This window comes from Olsenella profusa, from assembly GCF_016900315.1.
Classification (GTDB): Bacteria; Actinomycetota; Coriobacteriia; order Coriobacteriales; family Atopobiaceae; genus Thermophilibacter; species Thermophilibacter profusus_A.
This window is the reverse complement of record NZ_JACSNQ010000002.1, coordinates 27,024-43,694: the sequence shown is the minus strand read 5'-3', so window position 1 is coordinate 43,694 and position 16,671 is coordinate 27,024. Positions and strand designations below refer to the sequence as shown.

The 16,671-nt window shown below is 69.1% G+C and carries 20 protein-coding genes; 11 read left to right on the top strand and 9 right to left on the bottom strand.

Annotated features, from left to right (window positions below; all coding sequences use genetic code 11):
* Nucleotides 1–7: 7 nt before the first annotated feature.
* The 5 genes from H9X80_RS01400 (at nt 8) to H9X80_RS01380 (ending at nt 2,379) form a co-directional block, all read left to right on the top strand.
* Entirely contained in the window at nt 8–352 is a 345-nt protein-coding gene (locus H9X80_RS01400) for a PTS lactose/cellobiose transporter subunit IIA (protein WP_204792575.1), read from the top strand.
* A 158-nt stretch (nt 353–510) separates the two neighbouring features.
* On the top strand, nt 511–765 hold the full coding sequence (locus tag H9X80_RS01395; protein ID WP_204792574.1) for a hypothetical protein: 255 nt from the start codon (nt 511–513) through the stop codon (nt 763–765).
* 42 nt (nt 766–807) lie between these two features.
* Nucleotides 808–1,623 (top strand): aldo/keto reductase, encoded by an 816-nt coding sequence (locus H9X80_RS09325; RefSeq protein ID WP_204792573.1) that lies wholly within the window; start codon nt 808–810, stop codon nt 1,621–1,623.
* 60 nt (nt 1,624–1,683) lie between these two features.
* Nucleotides 1,684–2,103 (top strand): GNAT family N-acetyltransferase, encoded by a 420-nt coding sequence (locus H9X80_RS01385; RefSeq protein ID WP_204792572.1) that lies wholly within the window; start codon nt 1,684–1,686, stop codon nt 2,101–2,103.
* 72 nt (nt 2,104–2,175) lie between these two features.
* A complete protein-coding gene (locus H9X80_RS01380) occupies nt 2,176–2,379 on the top strand; it encodes a hypothetical protein (protein WP_204792571.1) in 204 nt (67 codons plus the stop codon).
* A gap of 178 nt (nt 2,380–2,557) precedes the next feature.
* Here the strand turns inward: H9X80_RS01380 and H9X80_RS01375 are convergent, their stop codons facing one another.
* A complete protein-coding gene (locus H9X80_RS01375; RefSeq protein WP_204792570.1) occupies nt 2,558–3,670 on the bottom strand; it encodes a DUF1648 domain-containing protein in 1,113 nt (370 codons plus the stop codon).
* A gap of 9 nt (nt 3,671–3,679) precedes the next feature.
* Nucleotides 3,680–4,057: a GntR family transcriptional regulator gene (locus tag H9X80_RS01370; RefSeq protein ID WP_204792569.1), complete on the bottom strand. Its 378-nt coding sequence runs from the start codon at nt 4,055–4,057 to the stop codon at nt 3,680–3,682.
* A gap of 142 nt (nt 4,058–4,199) precedes the next feature.
* On the opposite strand from H9X80_RS01370, the gene H9X80_RS01365 reads away from it, so the two are divergent.
* Together H9X80_RS01365 and H9X80_RS01360 are read left to right on the top strand one after the other, a co-directional pair.
* A complete protein-coding gene (locus H9X80_RS01365; protein WP_204792568.1) occupies nt 4,200–4,934 on the top strand; it encodes an ABC transporter ATP-binding protein in 735 nt (244 codons plus the stop codon).
* 10 nt (nt 4,935–4,944) lie between these two features.
* Nucleotides 4,945–6,630 (top strand): hypothetical protein, encoded by a 1,686-nt coding sequence (locus tag H9X80_RS01360; RefSeq protein ID WP_204792567.1) that lies wholly within the window; start codon nt 4,945–4,947, stop codon nt 6,628–6,630.
* Between the two features lie 437 nt (nt 6,631–7,067).
* Here the strand turns inward: H9X80_RS01360 and H9X80_RS09320 are convergent, their stop codons facing one another.
* From H9X80_RS09320 to H9X80_RS01330, 6 genes are all read right to left on the bottom strand, one after another.
* The gene (locus H9X80_RS09320; protein ID WP_204792566.1) at nt 7,068–8,510 is read right to left on the bottom strand and encodes an ATP-binding protein; all 1,443 of its coding nucleotides are present in this window, start codon (nt 8,508–8,510) and stop codon (nt 7,068–7,070) included.
* A 71-nt stretch (nt 8,511–8,581) separates the two neighbouring features.
* The gene (locus H9X80_RS01350; protein WP_204792565.1) at nt 8,582–9,244 is read right to left on the bottom strand and encodes a response regulator transcription factor; all 663 of its coding nucleotides are present in this window, start codon (nt 9,242–9,244) and stop codon (nt 8,582–8,584) included.
* A 25-nt stretch (nt 9,245–9,269) separates the two neighbouring features.
* Entirely contained in the window at nt 9,270–9,695 is a 426-nt protein-coding gene (locus tag H9X80_RS01345; protein WP_204792564.1) for a hypothetical protein, read from the bottom strand.
* On the bottom strand, nt 9,688–10,497 hold the full coding sequence (locus tag H9X80_RS01340) for an ABC transporter permease (protein ID WP_204792563.1): 810 nt from the start codon (nt 10,495–10,497) through the stop codon (nt 9,688–9,690). The genes H9X80_RS01345 and H9X80_RS01340 overlap by 8 nt, the downstream gene beginning before the upstream one ends.
* A gap of 5 nt (nt 10,498–10,502) precedes the next feature.
* Entirely contained in the window at nt 10,503–11,279 is a 777-nt protein-coding gene (locus tag H9X80_RS01335) for a hypothetical protein (RefSeq protein WP_204792562.1), read from the bottom strand.
* Complete coding sequence (locus H9X80_RS01330) at nt 11,276–12,004, bottom strand: lantibiotic protection ABC transporter ATP-binding protein (RefSeq protein WP_204792561.1); 729 nt, start codon at nt 12,002–12,004, stop codon at nt 11,276–11,278. The genes H9X80_RS01335 and H9X80_RS01330 overlap by 4 nt, the downstream gene beginning before the upstream one ends.
* 345 nt (nt 12,005–12,349) lie before the next feature.
* On the opposite strand from H9X80_RS01330, the gene H9X80_RS09025 reads away from it, so the two are divergent.
* The 4 genes from H9X80_RS09025 (at nt 12,350) to H9X80_RS01310 (ending at nt 15,963) form a co-directional block, all read left to right on the top strand.
* Entirely contained in the window at nt 12,350–12,883 is a 534-nt protein-coding gene (locus H9X80_RS09025; RefSeq protein ID WP_342590845.1) for a sigma-70 family RNA polymerase sigma factor, read from the top strand.
* Nucleotides 12,880–13,641: a hypothetical protein gene (locus H9X80_RS01320; protein WP_204792559.1), complete on the top strand. Its 762-nt coding sequence runs from the start codon at nt 12,880–12,882 to the stop codon at nt 13,639–13,641. The genes H9X80_RS09025 and H9X80_RS01320 overlap by 4 nt, the downstream gene beginning before the upstream one ends.
* A 110-nt stretch (nt 13,642–13,751) precedes the next feature.
* Complete coding sequence (locus H9X80_RS01315) at nt 13,752–14,705, top strand: ABC transporter ATP-binding protein (protein ID WP_204792558.1); 954 nt, start codon at nt 13,752–13,754, stop codon at nt 14,703–14,705.
* The gene (locus H9X80_RS01310) at nt 14,698–15,963 is read left to right on the top strand and encodes an ABC transporter permease (protein ID WP_204792557.1); all 1,266 of its coding nucleotides are present in this window, start codon (nt 14,698–14,700) and stop codon (nt 15,961–15,963) included. The genes H9X80_RS01315 and H9X80_RS01310 overlap by 8 nt, the downstream gene beginning before the upstream one ends.
* Nucleotides 15,964–16,047: 84 nt before the next feature.
* On the opposite strand, the gene H9X80_RS01305 is transcribed toward H9X80_RS01310, so the two are convergent.
* A complete protein-coding gene (locus H9X80_RS01305; RefSeq protein ID WP_204792556.1) occupies nt 16,048–16,599 on the bottom strand; it encodes a TetR/AcrR family transcriptional regulator in 552 nt (183 codons plus the stop codon).
* Nucleotides 16,600–16,671 lie beyond the last annotated feature (72 nt).

Below are 16,671 nucleotides of genomic sequence, written 5' to 3'. Positions count from 1 at the left end.
GGCTGCGATGGAAGACATGGACGAGCTCGAGCAGATCTGCTTTGAGATCATCAGCTACGTGGGCACTGCCAAGTCCTGCTACGTCAACTCGATTGCCAAGGCCAAGGAAGGCGACTTCGACGCGGCGGTCGACCTGGTCAAGCAGGGCGACGAGGCGTACAACGGCGGTCACGAGGTTCACATGAGGCTGCTCCAGGCCGAGGCGTCCGGCGAGAGCAAGAAGACGCTGCCGCTGCTTCTGCTCCACGCCGAGGACCAGATGGCAAGCGCGGAGACCTGCAAGCTCATGGCGCTGAACTTCGCTGACACCTATCGCGAGCTGCTCTCTCTTAAGGAGAAGCTCAACGCGTAGACGCGGCATGAAGAGGTCGACGGGCCGGGGCTGCCGATGACGGCGGCCCCGGCCTTTTCGTGAGCTCAGCCCCCTTTTTGGGCCATTTCCGTCAGCCAGCCGTTTGGTGCACAATAGATGACGAGACGTTGCGTACCGGCACCAACAGCGGGGGGACCATGGAGTACCGAGAGCTGCCGCACGGCGGCGAGAAAATCGGCGTCATCGGCTTGGGCGCCGCACAGCTGGGGGCCACGCCGCACGACGAAGCAGTGGCCACCTACGTGGAGGCCGTGCGCGCGGGCGTCAACTTCATGGACCTCGTCGCAGGCCACGCCCCGCTCTTCTCGGCGCTCGCCGACGCCCTGCGCGAGCTGGGGCCGCACGCGCGCGAGGGGCTCTACTTCCAGGTGCACTACGGGGTCAACTACTAGACGCCGGACGCGGAGTACGGCTGGACCGCGCGCCTGGAGGACATGCGGCGCTCGGTGGCCTGGGAGCTTGAGACCCTGGGCACCGACTACATCGACTTCGCGTTCATCCACTGCATCGACGAGGCCTCGGACCTCGACGCCTTCGTGAGGTCGGGCGCCCTCGACCACCTGCGTGACCTGCGCGCCCAGGGCGTGGTGCGCCACCTCGGCCTCTCCACGCACAGCCCCGAGCTCGCGGGCCGCGTGCTCGACCTCGGCGAGATCGACCTCATGATGTTCAGCGTGAACCCGGTCTACGACTACGGCGAGGGCACCTACGGCCTGGGCACCTCGGCCGAGCGCCAGGCCCTCTACCGGCGCTGCGCCGAGGAGGGTGTGGGCATCTCCGTGATGAAGGCCTTTGCGGGCGGCCAGCTGCTCGACGCTGCGCAGTCGCCGTTCGGCTGGGCGCTCACCCGCTACCAGTGCCTCCAGTACGCGCTCGACACCCCGGGTGTGGTCTGCGTGGTCCCGGGCGTGCGCGACCGCGCCGACCTGCACGAGCTCCTAGGCTTCTTCGACGCCACGGACGCCGAGAGGGACTACTCGGTGCTGAGCAGCCTGGCGCCGGAGAAGGTGGCTGGACGCTGCGTCTACTGCAACCATTGTGCGCCATGCCCCGTGGGCATCAACGTCGGGCTCGTCAACAAGTATTACGACCTCGCGCGGGCCGGCGACGTGCTCGCGGCGGACCACTACGCCAAGCTCGACCTTCACGCCAGCGACTGCGTGGGCTGCGGGCACTGCGACGTGCGCTGCCCCTTCGGCGTGGTACAGTCGGCACGCATGAGCGAGATCGTGGGGCACTTCGGCCGATGATGAGAGGGGACAGTCCCTTTTCATCATTTCGCGACTCACACTTCAGGCGGTAGGAGGACCATGGACATTCGTGCCTACAACTACCTTCCCGAGGAGGCGCGCGCCATACGCCGGGCGGTCTTCATGGAGGAGCAGGGGTTCGTCGACGAGTTCGACGAGGTGGACGACATCGCAACCCACATCGTGCTCTTTGACGGCGGGGAGGCGGTGGCGACCTGCAGGCTCTTTCCCAGCGGCGAACCCGGCGAATACGTCGTGGGCCGACTCGCCGTGATGCGCGGGCACCGGGGGAGCCATCTCGGGGCACGGACGCTTGCCGGCGCGGAGGACGAGGCTGCCCGTCGTGGGGCCACAAGCGTCGTCCTGCACGCCCAGGTTCGCGCGGCGGGCTTCTACGAGAGTCAGGGCTATGAGCGCTTCGGCGAGCAGGACCTCGACGAGGGCTGCCCTCACGTCTGGATGCGCAAGTCCCTCGCCTAGAGCGCGACCGCGCGGACGGTGACGCCATTGGCGCGCAGGAGCCCGACCAGGTCGTCGGTGGCGAGGAGCACCGTGGCGGAGTTGTCCCAGGGATGCACCTACGCCCGCCCGGTGTGGACGGCGGCCGTCCTGTCGGCGCTCTGGGTCGCGGGCGCCGTCGCCCTCGGCGCGGTGACGGGCGGCCTCGGCTCGCCCCGCGACTGGCTTGCCGTGGCGGGCGGAGCGGTGGTGCTCCTCGCGTTCTGGGCGATGGGACGAAGGAGGGGTCGGAAGTAGGGATTGCGGGATGGTCGATAACAACCGCGATTTTCTAAGCACCAAAAACACGCCATCTACCTGCGGATACTCGCATCGTCGCAGGTAGATGGCCGCTTAGAAATCAGCGGGTATTGCGCGAGGGCTTCCAGTGTTTTGGGCCCGCCCCCTGACGGGCGGATTGCAGCGATGCGCCCTTCTAGGCGAGGACGACCTCGATCACCACGACAAACGCCACGACGGCGGCAACGAGAAGCACCGTAAGCCCCCACGCTTTGGGGTTGCCCCAGTTCATGGCCCAGCCCACACCGAAGCGCCGGGGGAGCACCACCGAGGGGTCCTCGCGGTTGACGTAGAAGACGCCGAGCTTCCAGTGCTCATCATCGTCGAAGCCGAGCTCGTCTGAGGCCGTCATGCGGCGCAGGAGCCGCGACCCCGCCTGGCCGTAGACGAGCGAGACGGCGACGGTGGGGACGATGGCGGCAACTACGATGACGACGAGCGCCACGACGGACTGCTCGGAGGTGACGACGCCGGCAAAGGCGAGCGGCATGATCGCGATCGAGGCGCACACCACGAGCCCCGTGAAGAGCAGCGCCGCGCTCTGGGCGCGTGCGAACGTGCCATAGGCGAACGCGGAGGCAACGGGGTGCTCGGGGGAGGCGGGCCGGCGGCTCCGGAGCATCTGCCAGTGCGAGGCGGTGAGACAGAGCGCCATGAACGCCTGCACGGCCAGGGGCATGGCTATGACCTGCCAGCCCTTGGCCAGGTAGTCGTCGGGCACGCCGGCGGCGTCAAAGTGCACTGGCACCGGGTCGGGCATCGCGGGGTAGAGCGCAAGCGTGAGGGCGAGCGTGGCCAGCATGACGGGCAGGTACAGCAGGTCCCACGCAAGCGGCAGCGGGCGGGGCGCGTTCGCCTCCGCCACGCCGGCGACGGCTGTGCGTCGCTCCGCGTGCGCCTCCCACCCCTCGGCACGCTTGATGCGCCGCACGCGGGCGCGAAAGACGAGCATGAGCGCAAAGCCCGCCGCCACCGGCACGCACACGATTGCGCTCGTGGCCACCGGGTTTGCGGCGGAGAGCAGGAAGGTCGCCACGGCGGCCACGGCCGAGACCGCAAGGACGCTGGCGAGAAAGACCGTGCGCATGCGTCTGATGCGCGGGTCCGCCTGGGCGGCCTCCGGGACGCTCACCGCGAAGGCCTCGCGGCCGCGGGTGAGCCAGGGCGTGGCTGCGATGAGGGCGCCGGAGAGGAAGGTGACGAGCGCCATGGACGCGCTTACGGTCAGCGCGATGAGGTCGGGTGACATGGGGGCTCCCTAGTCTAGCTTCCGGGCGGCACGTCCCGCCGCGGCGAGAAAGGCCGTGCGCGTGCCACCGCTTGCCTTGAACTCCGTGGCGAGCTTGGCGAGCGCGTCGGTGAGCGCGTCCTCGCCCATGCCGGCCGTCGGGTCGGCGGGGACGTCGGCCACGTAGGCTCCGCGGCGGCCGAGCATGATGACGTAGCCCTCGTCACGCAGCGTGGCGTAGGCCTTGTTCACGGTGTGCAGGTTGATGCCCAGGTCCTCGGCGAGCGAGCGGACGGAGGGGAGGGCGTCCCCGGGGTGCAGCTCGCCTGCGGCGATGCCGGCCACCACCTGGTTGCGGAGCTGGAGGTAGAGCGGGGTCTCGTCGAGTCTGTCTACGGTTATGACCACCGCTTCCCCCTTCCAAATTGTTCTATCTGAACTATAGCAAATATGCCAGAAACGTGATAGAGTGCCGACCTGTTATAGCTGATATAGAGCAGATGGTATCAGCGAGAGGAACGTGCAGGCATCAAGGGAGAAGGGGGCTGCCATGCTCACGGGACCAGTGCTCGACATCAGGCACTTCAGCAAGCGCTATGGGAAGAAGGAGGCCGTGCGCGACCTCTCGCTCACGGTTGAGGCCGGGGACATCTACGGTTTCATCGGCCGGAACGGGGCGGGCAAGACGACGCTCATCCGCTCGATCGTGGGGGCGCAGCCTCCCAGCTCGGGTGAGGTGCGCGTCTGTGGCGTTGACGTGTGGCGCGATCCCGTGGCCGCCAAGCGGCTCATGGCCTACGTGCCCGACAACCCTGACGTCTACGACTTCCTCACCGGTCAGCAGTACCTGGACCTCATCGCCGACGTGTTTGAGGTGGGCGTGGACGTGCGACGCGAGCGGGTAAGCATGCTTGCCGAGCGTCTGGAGCTCACCGGAGCCCTGGGAGACCTCGTTTCGGGCTACTCGCACGGCATGCGGCAGAAGCTCGTGCTCGTGGGTGCGCTCCTGCACGACCCGGCCCTGCTCGTGCTCGACGAGCCCTTCGTGGGCCTTGACCCGGCGGCGTCCCACGAGCTCAAGGAGCTGCTGCACGAGCGTGCGGCCGCGGGCGGCGCGGTGTTCTTCTCGTCGCACGTGCTCGAGGTGGTCGAGAGGCTCTGCAACAAGGTCGCCGTCATCCGCGATGGGCAGATCGTCGTCGCAGGTCCCACGGAGCAGGTGCGAGGCGACTCCTCACTCGAGGACGTGTTCCTCGAGCTGTCGGGTGAGCGGGAAGCCAGGTAGGAGGACAACCATGCAGTCAACGAGGATTCAAAAGACGGCCCCCGTGGGGCGGCGCGGGTCTCTGCGCGGATTCCGCTCTCTCGTGTCCCTGCAGGTGCGGTCGTTTCTCCACGGTCTCGGCGTGCGCAGGGGAGCGGGCGGCGCGCGAGCGGTGGGCGTGGCTCTGCTCGGCGTTCTTCTCGCCGTGATGATTGCAGCGTATCTGTGGCTTCTAGGTTCGGGCATGGCCGCGGTCGGTGCCGCAGGGGCAATACCCGTCCTCGCCCTGGCCCTGGGCTCGCTCGCGTCGGTTGCCCTGGTGTTCGTGAAGGCGCCCGGCACGGTGTTCGGCTGCCGGGACTTTGACCTCGTGGCGTCCTGGCCGGTGCCGACGCCCGTGGTGGTTGCGGCGCGGACGGCGCCCCTGTACGCAGGTGGGGTGGCGCTCTCGCTGCTTGCGACGGCGGCGCTGTACGCGTCGTATCTTCCCGCGGCGCCGCTCGGCCCTGCCGTGGTGCCGGTGGCCGTGGCCTGTGCCGTGCTTGCGCCCCTCGCCCCGGTTGCCGTCTCCATGCTGGCTTCGCTGGCGCTCACGGAGGTGGCGTCCCGGTTCCGGCGCGCCGGTGTGGTGCAGCTCGTCCTGTCCGTCGTCTTTGTTGCAGTCGTGGTGGTTGGCGCCGGTGCGCTGGGCGGCTCGTTCGGGGGAATGTCTGACGCGGAGACGGTGACAGCGCTGGGGGACGCCGCGGGAGCCGTGTCAGCCCTGGTAGCCGGCGCGTACCCGCCCGCTGCCTGGGCGGCTGGCGAGGTCTCCGGCGCAGACCCAGCGGGCATGCTGCCGTTTGCGGCGCTCTCGCTTGGTGTGCCTGTGGCCGTGACGGTTCTTCTCGCCAGGTGCTACCCGGCTGTGAACGCCGCGACCCGCGGTGTCGCGCGACATGGGGGCAAGGTCGCCGCCGTTGGCAGGCAGTCCAGCCCGCTTTGCGCCCTTGTGATCAAGGAGCTGCGGCGCATCGGCTCGATGCCCTTCTACGCCATGAACGACTGCGCGGGGCTCGTGCTGATGGTGGTTGCGGCGGGGGCGGTTGCCTTTGTGGGGTTGGATGGCATCCTGACCTCGGGCGTCATCGACGGCGTGAGCCTTACCGCCCAAGAAGCGGCGGCCCTGCGAGGCCAGGCCGAGGCCGTCGTCCCCTGGGTGTTCGGCTTCTGCGGCGGCATCTCGCTCACCGCAAGCCCGTCGGTCTCGCTCGAGGGGCGCGCCTCCTGGCTCATGCTCACACTGCCGGTGGACCGCGCGACCGTCCTGGCCTCGAAGCTCTTGGCCAACGTCGCCGTTGCCGTGCCCGCGGTTCTCGCCTCGTTCCTCCTGCTGCTCGTCGGCGGCGTGGGACCGCTGCTCGCGGCGGAGTGCGCGGTCTGCGCCCTGGGGATGCTCGTGGGGTTTGCGTCGCTCGCGCTCTCGCTGGACGCGCGCCGTCCCAACTTCGCCTTCACGGCCCCGGTCGAGGTAATCAAGCGCGGTCTGCCCGTCATGGCGGGCTCTCTTGGCGCGGTCGCGGGGTCGCTGTGTCTGGGGTTCCTCTCGATCTGGGTCTACGGTGCCTTCGGGTCGGGAGCCTCGACGGTGGTGACGTTTGCCGCGTCCGTCGCCGTTGCTTCCGCCGGAACCCTTGTGCTCGTGCGCTCGAACGAGACAGGGAAGCCCATGGGATAACGTCTGTCATCTCATTGCTATAGTCATGACTGAGGTTTCGAAGAACGGGGCCACCATGGGTGAGCGTGAGGTTGGGTCGTCGGACGCTGCGAGCACGCGGCTCGTGGAGGTCCTGGCCCACAACCGTGCGTACGTACGTAACGAGACGGGTGGCGGGCGCCGCCGCGCGAGCGGTAAGCCCGCAAAGCGCCTTGCCGATGTGCCGCGTGCGCCACACTGCTTCCGACTTTGCCCGCGTCGCGTTCTAGGTGAGCCAGCCGATGCGCTCTTACGAAAAGTGCGAAGACGCCCCCCTGTAACAACCGCGATTTTCTAAGCACCAAAACCAGGCAATCTACCTGCGGATACTCGCATCGTCGCAGGTAGATGGCCGCTTAGAAAAACGCGCTCGTTGCATGGAGAGGAACAAGAGAAACGCCGAGATGCCCTCCCGCCCATCAGCAATCAAGCGGAACGCTGATCGTGGCAACGGCACCGAGAACCGGCCCGTCGTCGTCCGTGCGGTTCGCAAGGGTGAGGGAGCCGCCGTGGGCGCGCGCGACCGCGTCGGCGGTGTAGAGACCGATGCCGTAGTGCGGCTCGCCGTCATGCACACCGCGGGAGGCGTCGTCGGTGAAGAAGCGCTCCCTTCCATGCTCAAGGGCGGCAGGCGAGAAGCCCGTCCCATCGTCGGCGACCTCGATGACCAGGTCCTCCTTTGCGATGCCACAGGAGAGCGTCACGCGCGAGCGCGCATGCTCGGCCGCGTTCGAGACGAGGTTGGCGGCGGCCCGTGCGAGGGCGGCGCGGTCGAGACGGGCCGCGGGTGCGGCGGCGACCGCGGAGTCGACCGAGACGGCCAGCTCGACACTACGCGCCCGCGCAACCGGCCCCGCCTCCGCCACGATCTGAGAACAGAGCTCGGCCGGGCGCACAAAGTCCCTCGCCGCACCGGCCGTTCCGCGCGACACCTCGATGAGCAGGCGCACGTAGCCGTCAAGCCGCTCCGTACCGGCCGCGATGTCGCGCGCGGCTCCGGTGAGCTCCTCCCGGTCCTTCTCGCCCAGTGCCCTCCCGTCGGCAAGCTCCTCGCCGATGAAGTCTGCGTTGGCGCGCAGGACAGTGAGCGGCGTCTTGAGGTCGTGGGCGAGCGCGGCCACCTGCTCGCGCTGGGTGCGCTCCGCCTCCCACCGGGCCTCGAGCGAGTCCGCAAGGGAGGCCCGCATGGCGTCCATCGCGACAAGGACGTCGTTAACCTCCCGCACGTTGGTGCGCTTCACCTTGAAGCCAAGCTCCTCGCGCCCGACGCGCTCCGCCACCGCGACGAGCGGGGCCATCTTGCGCGCGAGGACGTGGCTCGCCCGACGCGCCACAAGGGCGAGGGCAACCGCGCTTCCGACGACGCCGGCGGCGAGCATAAGGTTCTGTGGGTTGGGGAGAAGCTCGACAAGGTCCCGCGAGACCCACTGTGGCAGGTACTCGCTGACGAGCGCGCAGGCGCCACCGTCGGCAAGCGGGAACGCCGCATAGGTGAGCCCCGCGCCGCCGCCCTCGACCTCCACCGCCCCGGGAGTGGCCCCCAGCGCCGCGCGGGCCATCTCCGACGCGCGGTCGAGGCGGGCGCCCTCAAGGTCCGTCATGAGCGCCTCGCCGGCGGCGTCCGTGACAAGGTATTGATACGCCGTCGGAACGTCCTGCGGCCCACGGACGCCCTCGCGTGCCAGGTTCCCGGCGACCTCGCGCACGTTGGCCGGGCCCCAGCTTGCCTCGTGGACGAAGCCCATGTTGATGGCCGCGGAGAGCGCGACAAACGCGACGAGCCACGTTGCCGCCACCGCCACGAACGCATAGGCGAAGTAGCGTGCGATCACAAAGGAAAGCGGCATGCCCCGGCTCTGCACGCCCCGGCCCCTCATGCCCCACCGGCTCTTCTCCACCAGGTTCTTCTCGCCCCGGCGTGACGCACACTGCCCTAGAGCTGCCACTTGTACCCCATTCCCCACACGGTCGCGATGGGCTCGGCCCTCGCGTCGGCGAGCTTCCTGCGCGCGCGGCTCACCTGCATCGAGATGGCAGCGTCGTCAGCCTCGCTGTCCCAGCCGAGCGCGGCCTCGCGGATCTGCGCGCGGCTCATGACCTGCCCGGGATGCCGGGCGAGCAGCTCGCAGATCGCGTACTCGGTGGGCGTGAGCGGCACGGTCTCGCCGCCAACGGCAAGCTCGCGCGCCCCGAGGTCCAGCCGCACGTTGCCAAACGCCAGCGCGTGCGTGTGCGGCCGGCGCTCCCGGCGCAGGTGCGCGGCCACCTTGGCGCGCAGCTCGGCCGCGCCGAAGGGCTTGCGCACGTAGTCGTCCGCACCGAGGCCGTAGCCGGTGACGGCGTCCTCCTCCGCCACCTTGGCGGTGAGAAAGACGATGGGCCCGTCAAAGGCGGGGCGAATCCGTCGCACGAGCTCGAAGCCGTCGAGCCCCGGCATCATGACGTCGCAGAGCACGAGGTCATAGCGCGCGAGGTCCATGTCCGGCACGGCCAGAGGGTCCGTGGCCTTGACGACGTCGTGGCCCTCGCGCGAGAGCACGCGCGCGAGGGCGTCGAGGATCGCCTGCTCGTCGTCTATCGCCAGAATGCGCGCCATGTCCGTCCCTTCCGTCGTGGGCAGATTATACGTGGCTCCCGTCACGGCCGACCAGACTCTCAAGGGCCGCAACGGGCACGGCGTCGACATCAACGGCCCCATACCGCACCCCGGAGCCGCCTCGCGCCTCAATCTCAAGCCAGCCCTCGCCATCAGACTCCCTCCCAAAGAAGATGAGCTGGAGCTCGCGGACGTTACCGTCCTTATCCGCCGCCCTGACGAGGTGGACGTAGTTCTCGCCCGCGCCCGTGGCGTCTGCGTAGGAGCTCGTGTGGCTGCCCGGCTCCGGCGTAGGCGCCCACAGGGTGTCCTCCGGGTAGGGCAGCACGCGGTCCGCCACGGAGCGCAGAGCGGGACCCCACCCGGCGTCGAGCAGAACGCGGCCGCCCAGGAGAAGCGCCACGGCAAGAAGGGCAAGTGCAACGGCGACTCCCGCCCTTGCCCTACGCATCGGCCTTCCCTCCCTCAAACCGCCGGAACCAGGCGAGAAGAACGACGATGCTGGCAAGCGTAAGCGCAGCGCAGGTAGACGCGCAGCCGAGCAGGGCTCCAGTCACCTGCGTCGCATCGATGAAGAGCTCGACGCCAAGCGAGGCGAGCCGTGCCGGCCACGACAGGGGCACCCATCCCAGAACGCTTGACGCGGCCCCGGTGAGCTCCCCCGTCATGAGGCCGTGCGCGAGGCCGCCCACGCTGAAGAACGCGACGAGCATCCCCGCCGCGCCAACACCGATCGCGACGTTGCGTCCAAGGCGCAGCGCGAGCGCAAGCCCCAGCTCGTAGAGCGGGAGACTCCCGAGGACCGTACCCGCCCACGCAAGCGCGAGCGGGAGCGCCCCGAGCGTCAGGCGTCCGGCAGCGGCAAGCACGACCCCGAAGACGCCAAACGCCACGGCGAGCGCAAGGGTCCCCATGAGGGCAAGCGCAAGCAGCTTGGCGATGACGGCACGCCCGCGTGCGGGCACGCTCGTGAGGTTGGCAAGTCCGCCCGCCGCACGCTCCTCGTCCACGGCAAGCCCGCAGACGATGCAAGACATGAGCGGCATGAGCGCGCCGAGGAACTGCGCGAAGGCGTCGGCGCCCATCGCCGGGTCCCAAACGGCGACAGCGAAGTACGCGCCGCAGGCGAGCCCGCCCACAACGCCGCAGACAAGGTGCACTGCCGTGAGAGGCGAGCGGGACAGCCGCATGAGCTCGGAGCGCAGGGCGTGCGGTAGCGTCATGCGCGGCGCCGGGTCGGCGAATCGTGCCATGCAGATCACCTCTCCTCGGAGCGCGCGAACCATGCGGCCGTAGCCGCCGTGAGCGCGACGAACGTGGCGGCGCAGACGACAAGCCCCGCCAGCGTGAGTACCCCGTCCGCGGCAAGCGCCCCGCCGAGCGCCGTGTCTGCCGCGAGCGGCTCGCCGCTCGGTAGCACGGGGATGAAGCTCGTGGGGATGACCGTGGACGCCGAGGGCGGGAAGAGCTGCGGCAGCGGAATCACTGACCACGCAAAGGCGCCGACGATCTGCACCGCCAGCGGCAGGAAGATTCCCGCGAGCATGCCGAGACGCACCGTGAGGAAGAGTCCCGCGGGAATCATCCACGCGGCGGTCAGCGTGTTCACTCCGGCGCAGCAGAGCATCGTGAGCGTGCCCGCCGCCGTGACACCCTGCTCGGTGAACGCCGACCCCACGAGGTAGATCGCGCACACGATGAGGTTGGAGAGCGCAAGCAGCGCGAGGCACCAGAGCGCCTTCGCCCACCACGAGCGGGCCGGCGGGACGCCCAGGCTCCGCACCCCGCGCATCCTGAGGCGCGCGTCCGCCTGCGCCACGCACGCCACCACAAGAGCGAGCGTCACGGGTAGGAAGAGCGTGTACCAGTAGTTCCAGGCCGAGAAGGACTGGTGGCCCAGGTAGGGCATGGCGCCCAGGAGCGGCATCGGCAGCGCCATGAGCACGGCCAGGCGCATCGGGGCCGCATGCCGTGACTTCAGCGCCTCGGCGCGCAGGCACGCGAGCGGCGCCGGCGGGAGGTTCTTCTCGCTCATGCCGCCACCTCCCCGCGGACGCGGCGTCCCTCTCGGCAGACGGACATGAAGAGCTCCTCGAGGTCCTGCCCGGGTCGCAGAGCGTCCTCGTAGGCGAGGCGTCCCCGGTAGATGATGCCCACCGTGTCCGCCATCTGCTGGACCTCGGAGAGGATGTGGCTCGAGACGAGCACCGTGGTGCCCACCGCCGCAAAGCTGCGGACCTGGTCGCGCAGCTCCTCGATGCCGATGGGGTCGAGCCCGTTGGTGGGCTCGTCCAGCACGAGCAGGCGCGGCCGGGAGAGAAGCGCCAGCGCGAGCCCCAGACGCTGCCGCATGCCCATCGAGAAGCGTCCGGCACGCTTGCGGCCCGTGTCGGTGAGGCCGACGGTTTGAAGCGCCTCGTCGATGCGGGACTCGGGCAGCCCCAGCAGCGTGGTGCGCACGCGGAGGTTCTCGCGCGCGGTAAGGTTGGGATAGAGCGGGGGCTCCTCGATAAGGGAACCGATCTGGTAGAGGTCCTCGCGGCGCCAGGGGTGCCCGGCAAAGACGACCTCGCCGGACGTCGGGCGGAGCATGCCGCAGATCATCTTGAGGGTGGTGGACTTGCCGGCGCCGTTGGGGCCCAGCAGCCCGTACACCTCGCCCTCGCGCAAGTGCAGGCTCACGTTGGAAACGGCCGTCTGCGCGTCCGCGCCGCTGCCGAAGCGCTTGGTGAGCCCGCACGTCTCAAGCAGGTTGCCCATGGGACGTCCTCTCTCTTGGGGCACGCCGGGCGGCGCGCCTTCCTCAGGTCGCCTTCCATGGTGCGGGGCGTTCCTAACGAAGCGGTAACGGCACCGGAATCGCCTGCGGGCGGGTGCGGGACCCGACAGAATCGCCGTCACTCCCCAAGGCCCCTACAACAACCGTGCATTTCTAAGCACCAAAATCAGGCCGTCTACCTGCGGGTTCTCGCGTTTCAGCAGGTAGATGGCCGCTTAGAAATCCGAGGACATTACGCGAGGGGGCCGCAGAGGGCGACCCTTCCCCAACTCGACCGCTCATCTTTGAGCGAAAAACCGTTATTAGGGATAGAGGGAGGTGACGGCGTGGGCGAGAAGCGCAGACGCATCGGCGAGAAGAACGCGCGGACCGAGGAGGCGGAGCGCCTGGTTGGCGCTCACTACGCGGACGTGCTGCGGTACTGCCGCGCTCACGCGCCGGCGGGGCTTGCCGAGGACGCCGCTCAGGAGACGTTCCTGCGCTTCGTCCGCGCTCGCTCGCATTACCGGGAGCGAGGGCGCGCCCGCGCCTACCTCGTCACCATCGCGCGCAACGTATGCGCCGACCTGACCCGCGGGAGGGCTGGCGGGTGGGACGAGCTCCCCGAGTCGCTGCCTGGCGGGGGAGACCCAGCTGACGCCGACGGCGGGCTCGACCTTGCCGCGGCCCTCGCGCGGCTGCCCCGAACCCAGCGCGAGGCGCTGGAGCTCCGCTACGGCCAGGGGCTCAAGGTGGGCGAGGTTGCCTCGGTGCTCGGCGTGAGCAGGTTTGCCGCCGCACGGACCCTCTCGTCCGCACTTGAGGCGCTGCGGGCAAGCCTGGGCGCATCCGACGAGAAGAAGCAGGGAGGCCGGAGATGAGAACACGGGAGAGACGCGCCCTGGAGGGCGTGCTGCGGGAGCACTACCAGGCGGGCCCCGGAGCCGTCGGCGCCGCGCCGCACGCGCTCGTAGAGGCGGTCGCCGCCGAGATGGCCCGTCCCGTGCGCCCGCGCGCCGGCGAGGTACTTGCCGAGCAGGCACGCCGCATAGGGACGGGAACGTGGGCGCTCCACGGCGTCCTTGCTGCCGCCGCCGTGCCCGCAGCCCTCTCCGGGCTCGGGTCCGGCGTGGTCGCGGCCGTCCTCGGAGCGGCTCTCGCCCTCGCCACGCTCATGGGGATCACGCGCTCGCGCTCTTGCGGCATGGCGGAGCTCGAAGCCGCCTGCCCCGTGAACGCCCAGGCGGCGGCCTGTGCGCGAGCCCTGGTCCTCTGTTGTGCCGACGCGCTTGTCGTCGTTCTTCTCGCCGTGCTTGCGGGTGCTTCGTCTGCACCGTGGGCCGTGCTCGCCCAGGGGCTTGCGCCCTACCTCGTCGCGCTGGGGGCGGGGCTGCTTGCCGCGCGGAGGGCTGCGACCCCCGACGCGACCGTCGCCGCGGTTGCCGCTGCTGGCGCGGTGTGCGGCGCCTGCGTCCTGGCACGTACCATCTGCCCGACGGCGTTTGGCTCTGCCGCGGCGCTTGCCTGGTGGGTTGCCGCAGCAGTTGCGCTTGCCTTTGCGGCGACCGAGGTGCGCGCGTGGCTCCGAGCGGCGGCATCGGGCTTCGCGGACGCTGCCTCTCCCGCCGCGCTGTCCTAGCAATGACGAACGGCTAGCGAGAGGGATCTGACAAAAAGGGGCTGCTTTTTATCAAAAACGGAATGATACGAAGGAACTGTCTCTTCGTATCATAAGAGAGGATGGCGAACATGGAACTGACGCTCGACCGACTGACCAGGGAGTTTGGCCCCAAGATTGCCGTGGACCGCGTGAGCGCGACGCTCGCGCCCGGCGTCTACGGGCTGCTTGGCGCCAACGGCGCCGGCAAGACCACGCTCATGCGGATGGTATGCGGCGTGCTGCGCCCGACCTCCGGGGAGGTGCGCTTTGACGGCACGTCGATCTCTCACATGGGAGACGCTTACCGCGCCCTGCTCGGCTACCTGCCGCAGGACTTTGGCTACTACCCAGAGTTCACGGCGCTCGACTTCATGGAGTACATGGCGGCCCTCAAGGGCCTGGGCCGTCGTGACGCCCGCGACCGCTCGCTCGCGCTGCTCAATCGCGTGGGGCTTGCCGGAGAGGAGCGCCGGCGCATCCGTACCTTCTCGGGCGGCATGAGGCAGCGACTCGGCATCGCGCAGGCCGTCCTCAACGACCCGGAGGTGCTCGTGCTCGACGAGCCCACGGCCGGTCTCGACCCCAAGGAGCGCGTGCGCTTCCGCAACCTCATCTCCGGCTTCTCCCAGGACAAGGTCGTCCTGCTCTCCACCCACATCGTCTCCGACGTGGAGCACATCGCCGACGAGATTCTTGTGATGCGGGCCGGCTCCGTGGTGCTCTCGGGGCCGCCGGACGAGCTCGTGGCCGAGGCCAGGGGCAAGGTCTGGGAGGCGACGGTTTCGGCCGTGCGCGCCGAGGAGCTCGAGGCCACGCTCACGGTGGGCAACGTGCGCCACCTGGACGGCGGGCAGGCCCTCGTGCGCTACGTCTCTGACGAACCGGTCGTCCCGGGGTCCGTGTCCGCGGAGCCCACGTTGGAGGACTTGTACCTGTACGTGTTCCGCGACGGTGCGGCCGGGGCGGGCTCGCATCCCGCCGCCCGCTCGCAGGTCGCCCGCGCCCGCCGCGGCGCCCACCTCAAGGAGGATCGCAATGGCTAGGCTCATTCTCTTCGAGCTCAAGAAGATGCTCACGCGCCGTGTGGCGCTCGTGGCGAACGTCGGCGTCATCGTGTTCCTGGTGGGAATCATGGCGCTCAACGTGGTGCAGAACAAGGCGGCCAACGCCCAGGGGGAGATCGTCTCCGGCACGGAGGCCATCGCGCAGGCACGTGCGGAGGCCGAGAAGTACGCCGGGACGGTCACCGCCGAGCGAGCCGCCGCGGACATCGCCGCCTACCAGGAGGTTCTGTTCGAGAAGATTGACCGCGACGCGGTGGGCGACATGACGGGGTCGGCCGTCTACGACCTCATGTTCCAGAGCTTCTCCGACGAGAAGGTCTACGAGCTCTACAACTCCTACTGGTCCTGGCTGCTGCGCCCCTGGCGCATCGCGAGCGAGGAGCCCGCGCAGACGGCCGCCCGCGTGACGCCCGAGATGGCGGCGGACTGGTACGGCGGCGTGGCGCAGCTCACCCAGGACGCCCTCGACGACGGGCAGGGCGGCATGTGGGAGTACAGCCAAGCCGAGCGCGCGTACTGGACGGACAAGCAGGCGTCGGTGACGGTCCCTCTTACGTACGACTACTCCGGCGGCTGGGACAACATCGTCAACTGCGCGGCGTTTCTCGTCTTTGCGATCCTTGCGGTGTGCGTGACGCTGGCGCCCACGTTTGCCTTTGAGTACCAGTCCGGTGCGGACGCGGTGGTGCTCGCCACGAGGCGCGGACGCTCGACGCTCGTTGCCGCCAAGGTCGTGGCCGCGCTCACCTACGCCACGGTCTACTTCGCGCTCTGTGCGGTCGTCATCGTGGGTGTCTCACTCGCCTTCTACGGCGCGGACGGATTTGCCCTCTCAATCCAGAGCATGGCGCTCTCGTCCCCGTATCCGCTCACGGCGGGGCAGGCGGCGCTCATCGCGGTCGGGCTCATGTACGCGGCGTGCCTGGGATTTGCCTGCCTCACGCTCGCCCTGTCCTCGCGCACCCGCTCGACGCTTGCGGTCTTCCTCACGGACGTGGTGCTCGTCCTGCTCACGAGCCTGGTCCCCGCGGGCGGCATTGGCATCCTCGAGCGCGCTCTGGCCGTCTTTCCCATCAACTTCGCGAACTTCAGCATGCTCTTCTCGGCGCTCGAGTCCTACCCGCTCGGACCGGTGGTGCTTGACCTGATCGGCATGGTCCTTCTCGTCTACGGGGCGCTTGTGGTCGTGGCGACCCCCGTGGCTGCGGTCTCGTTCAGCCGCCACCAGGTGGCGTGAGACAATGGGGACAATAGACAATGGGGACAGGTTCGTTTGTCTCATTAATTCTGAAATGAGACAAACGAACCTGTCCCCAACGTCTCATGCGAGTGCCGGGCCCATGAGGGTGCGGAACCACCGGTCGAGCTCCTCGGGCTCGACCGCACAGCCGCCGCGCGCCCACCAGCGCACCATCTCCACGAAGCCGCCCGCCACCTGGCTGACCAGGAACTCCGTCGGCACGTCGTTCTCCTGCGCCCATGCGCCCGAGACCTGCGTGGCCACCAGGTCGCGGAGGCTCTCCACGAAGGCGCGCGTGAGCACCTCGCTGTTCTCGCCCGCCAGGAGACGCAGTACGGGGCGCCTGCCCTCGCGCAGGTGCCAGAGCAGGTGGCAGAAGACCGAGCCCACGTCCTTCTCGCCAGCTGCGCCGGCATGCTCGGCCGCGGCCGCCTCGACGTGGCCAAAGAGGTCGTCGCAGAGCACGCGCAGCAGGTCGTCCTTGGTCTCGAAGTTGTCGTAGAACGTGGTGCGCCCCACGTCGGCGCGTTCGATGATCTGGCGCACCGTGATCGAGGCGTAGGGCTGCTCGGCGAGAAGCCCCTCAAAGGCCGAGAAGATTGCCGCCCTCGTCTTTCTGCGCCTGCGGTCCATGGGCTCCCCTTTCCGCACAAACTTCCGTATAAACGTGACGCCAGTGACCGGTAGCGAACGCCGGGGCCGTGT

Excerpts from the sequence above, each read along its gene's own strand:
- H9X80_RS01385 (WP_204792572.1), top strand. The coding sequence starts at position 1,684 with ATGGACATTCGTGCCTACAACTACCTTCCCGAGGAGGCGCGCGCCATA.
- H9X80_RS01395 (WP_204792574.1), top strand. The coding sequence starts at position 511 with ATGGAGTACCGAGAGCTGCCGCACGGCGGCGAGAAAATCGGCGTCATC.
- H9X80_RS01320 (WP_204792559.1), top strand. The coding sequence starts at position 12,880 with ATGAGAACACGGGAGAGACGCGCCCTGGAGGGCGTGCTGCGGGAGCAC.
- H9X80_RS01365 (WP_204792568.1), top strand. The coding sequence starts at position 4,200 with ATGCTCACGGGACCAGTGCTCGACATCAGGCACTTCAGCAAGCGCTAT.
- H9X80_RS01345 (WP_204792564.1), bottom strand. The coding sequence starts at position 9,695 with ATGCGTAGGGCAAGGGCGGGAGTCGCCGTTGCACTTGCCCTTCTTGCC.
- H9X80_RS01315 (WP_204792558.1), top strand. The coding sequence starts at position 13,752 with ATGGAACTGACGCTCGACCGACTGACCAGGGAGTTTGGCCCCAAGATT.
- H9X80_RS01340 (WP_204792563.1), bottom strand. The coding sequence starts at position 10,497 with ATGGCACGATTCGCCGACCCGGCGCCGCGCATGACGCTACCGCACGCC.
- H9X80_RS01305 (WP_204792556.1), bottom strand. The coding sequence starts at position 16,599 with ATGGACCGCAGGCGCAGAAAGACGAGGGCGGCAATCTTCTCGGCCTTT.
- H9X80_RS01310 (WP_204792557.1), top strand. The coding sequence starts at position 14,698 with ATGGCTAGGCTCATTCTCTTCGAGCTCAAGAAGATGCTCACGCGCCGT.
- H9X80_RS01350 (WP_204792565.1), bottom strand. The coding sequence starts at position 9,244 with ATGGCGCGCATTCTGGCGATAGACGACGAGCAGGCGATCCTCGACGCC.
- H9X80_RS01375 (WP_204792570.1), bottom strand. The coding sequence starts at position 3,670 with ATGTCACCCGACCTCATCGCGCTGACCGTAAGCGCGTCCATGGCGCTC.
- H9X80_RS01360 (WP_204792567.1), top strand. The coding sequence starts at position 4,945 with ATGCAGTCAACGAGGATTCAAAAGACGGCCCCCGTGGGGCGGCGCGGG.
- H9X80_RS01335 (WP_204792562.1), bottom strand. The coding sequence starts at position 11,279 with ATGAGCGAGAAGAACCTCCCGCCGGCGCCGCTCGCGTGCCTGCGCGCC.
- H9X80_RS01400 (WP_204792575.1), top strand. The coding sequence starts at position 8 with ATGGAAGACATGGACGAGCTCGAGCAGATCTGCTTTGAGATCATCAGC.
- H9X80_RS09325 (WP_204792573.1), top strand. The coding sequence starts at position 808 with ATGCGGCGCTCGGTGGCCTGGGAGCTTGAGACCCTGGGCACCGACTAC.
- H9X80_RS01330 (WP_204792561.1), bottom strand. The coding sequence starts at position 12,004 with ATGGGCAACCTGCTTGAGACGTGCGGGCTCACCAAGCGCTTCGGCAGC.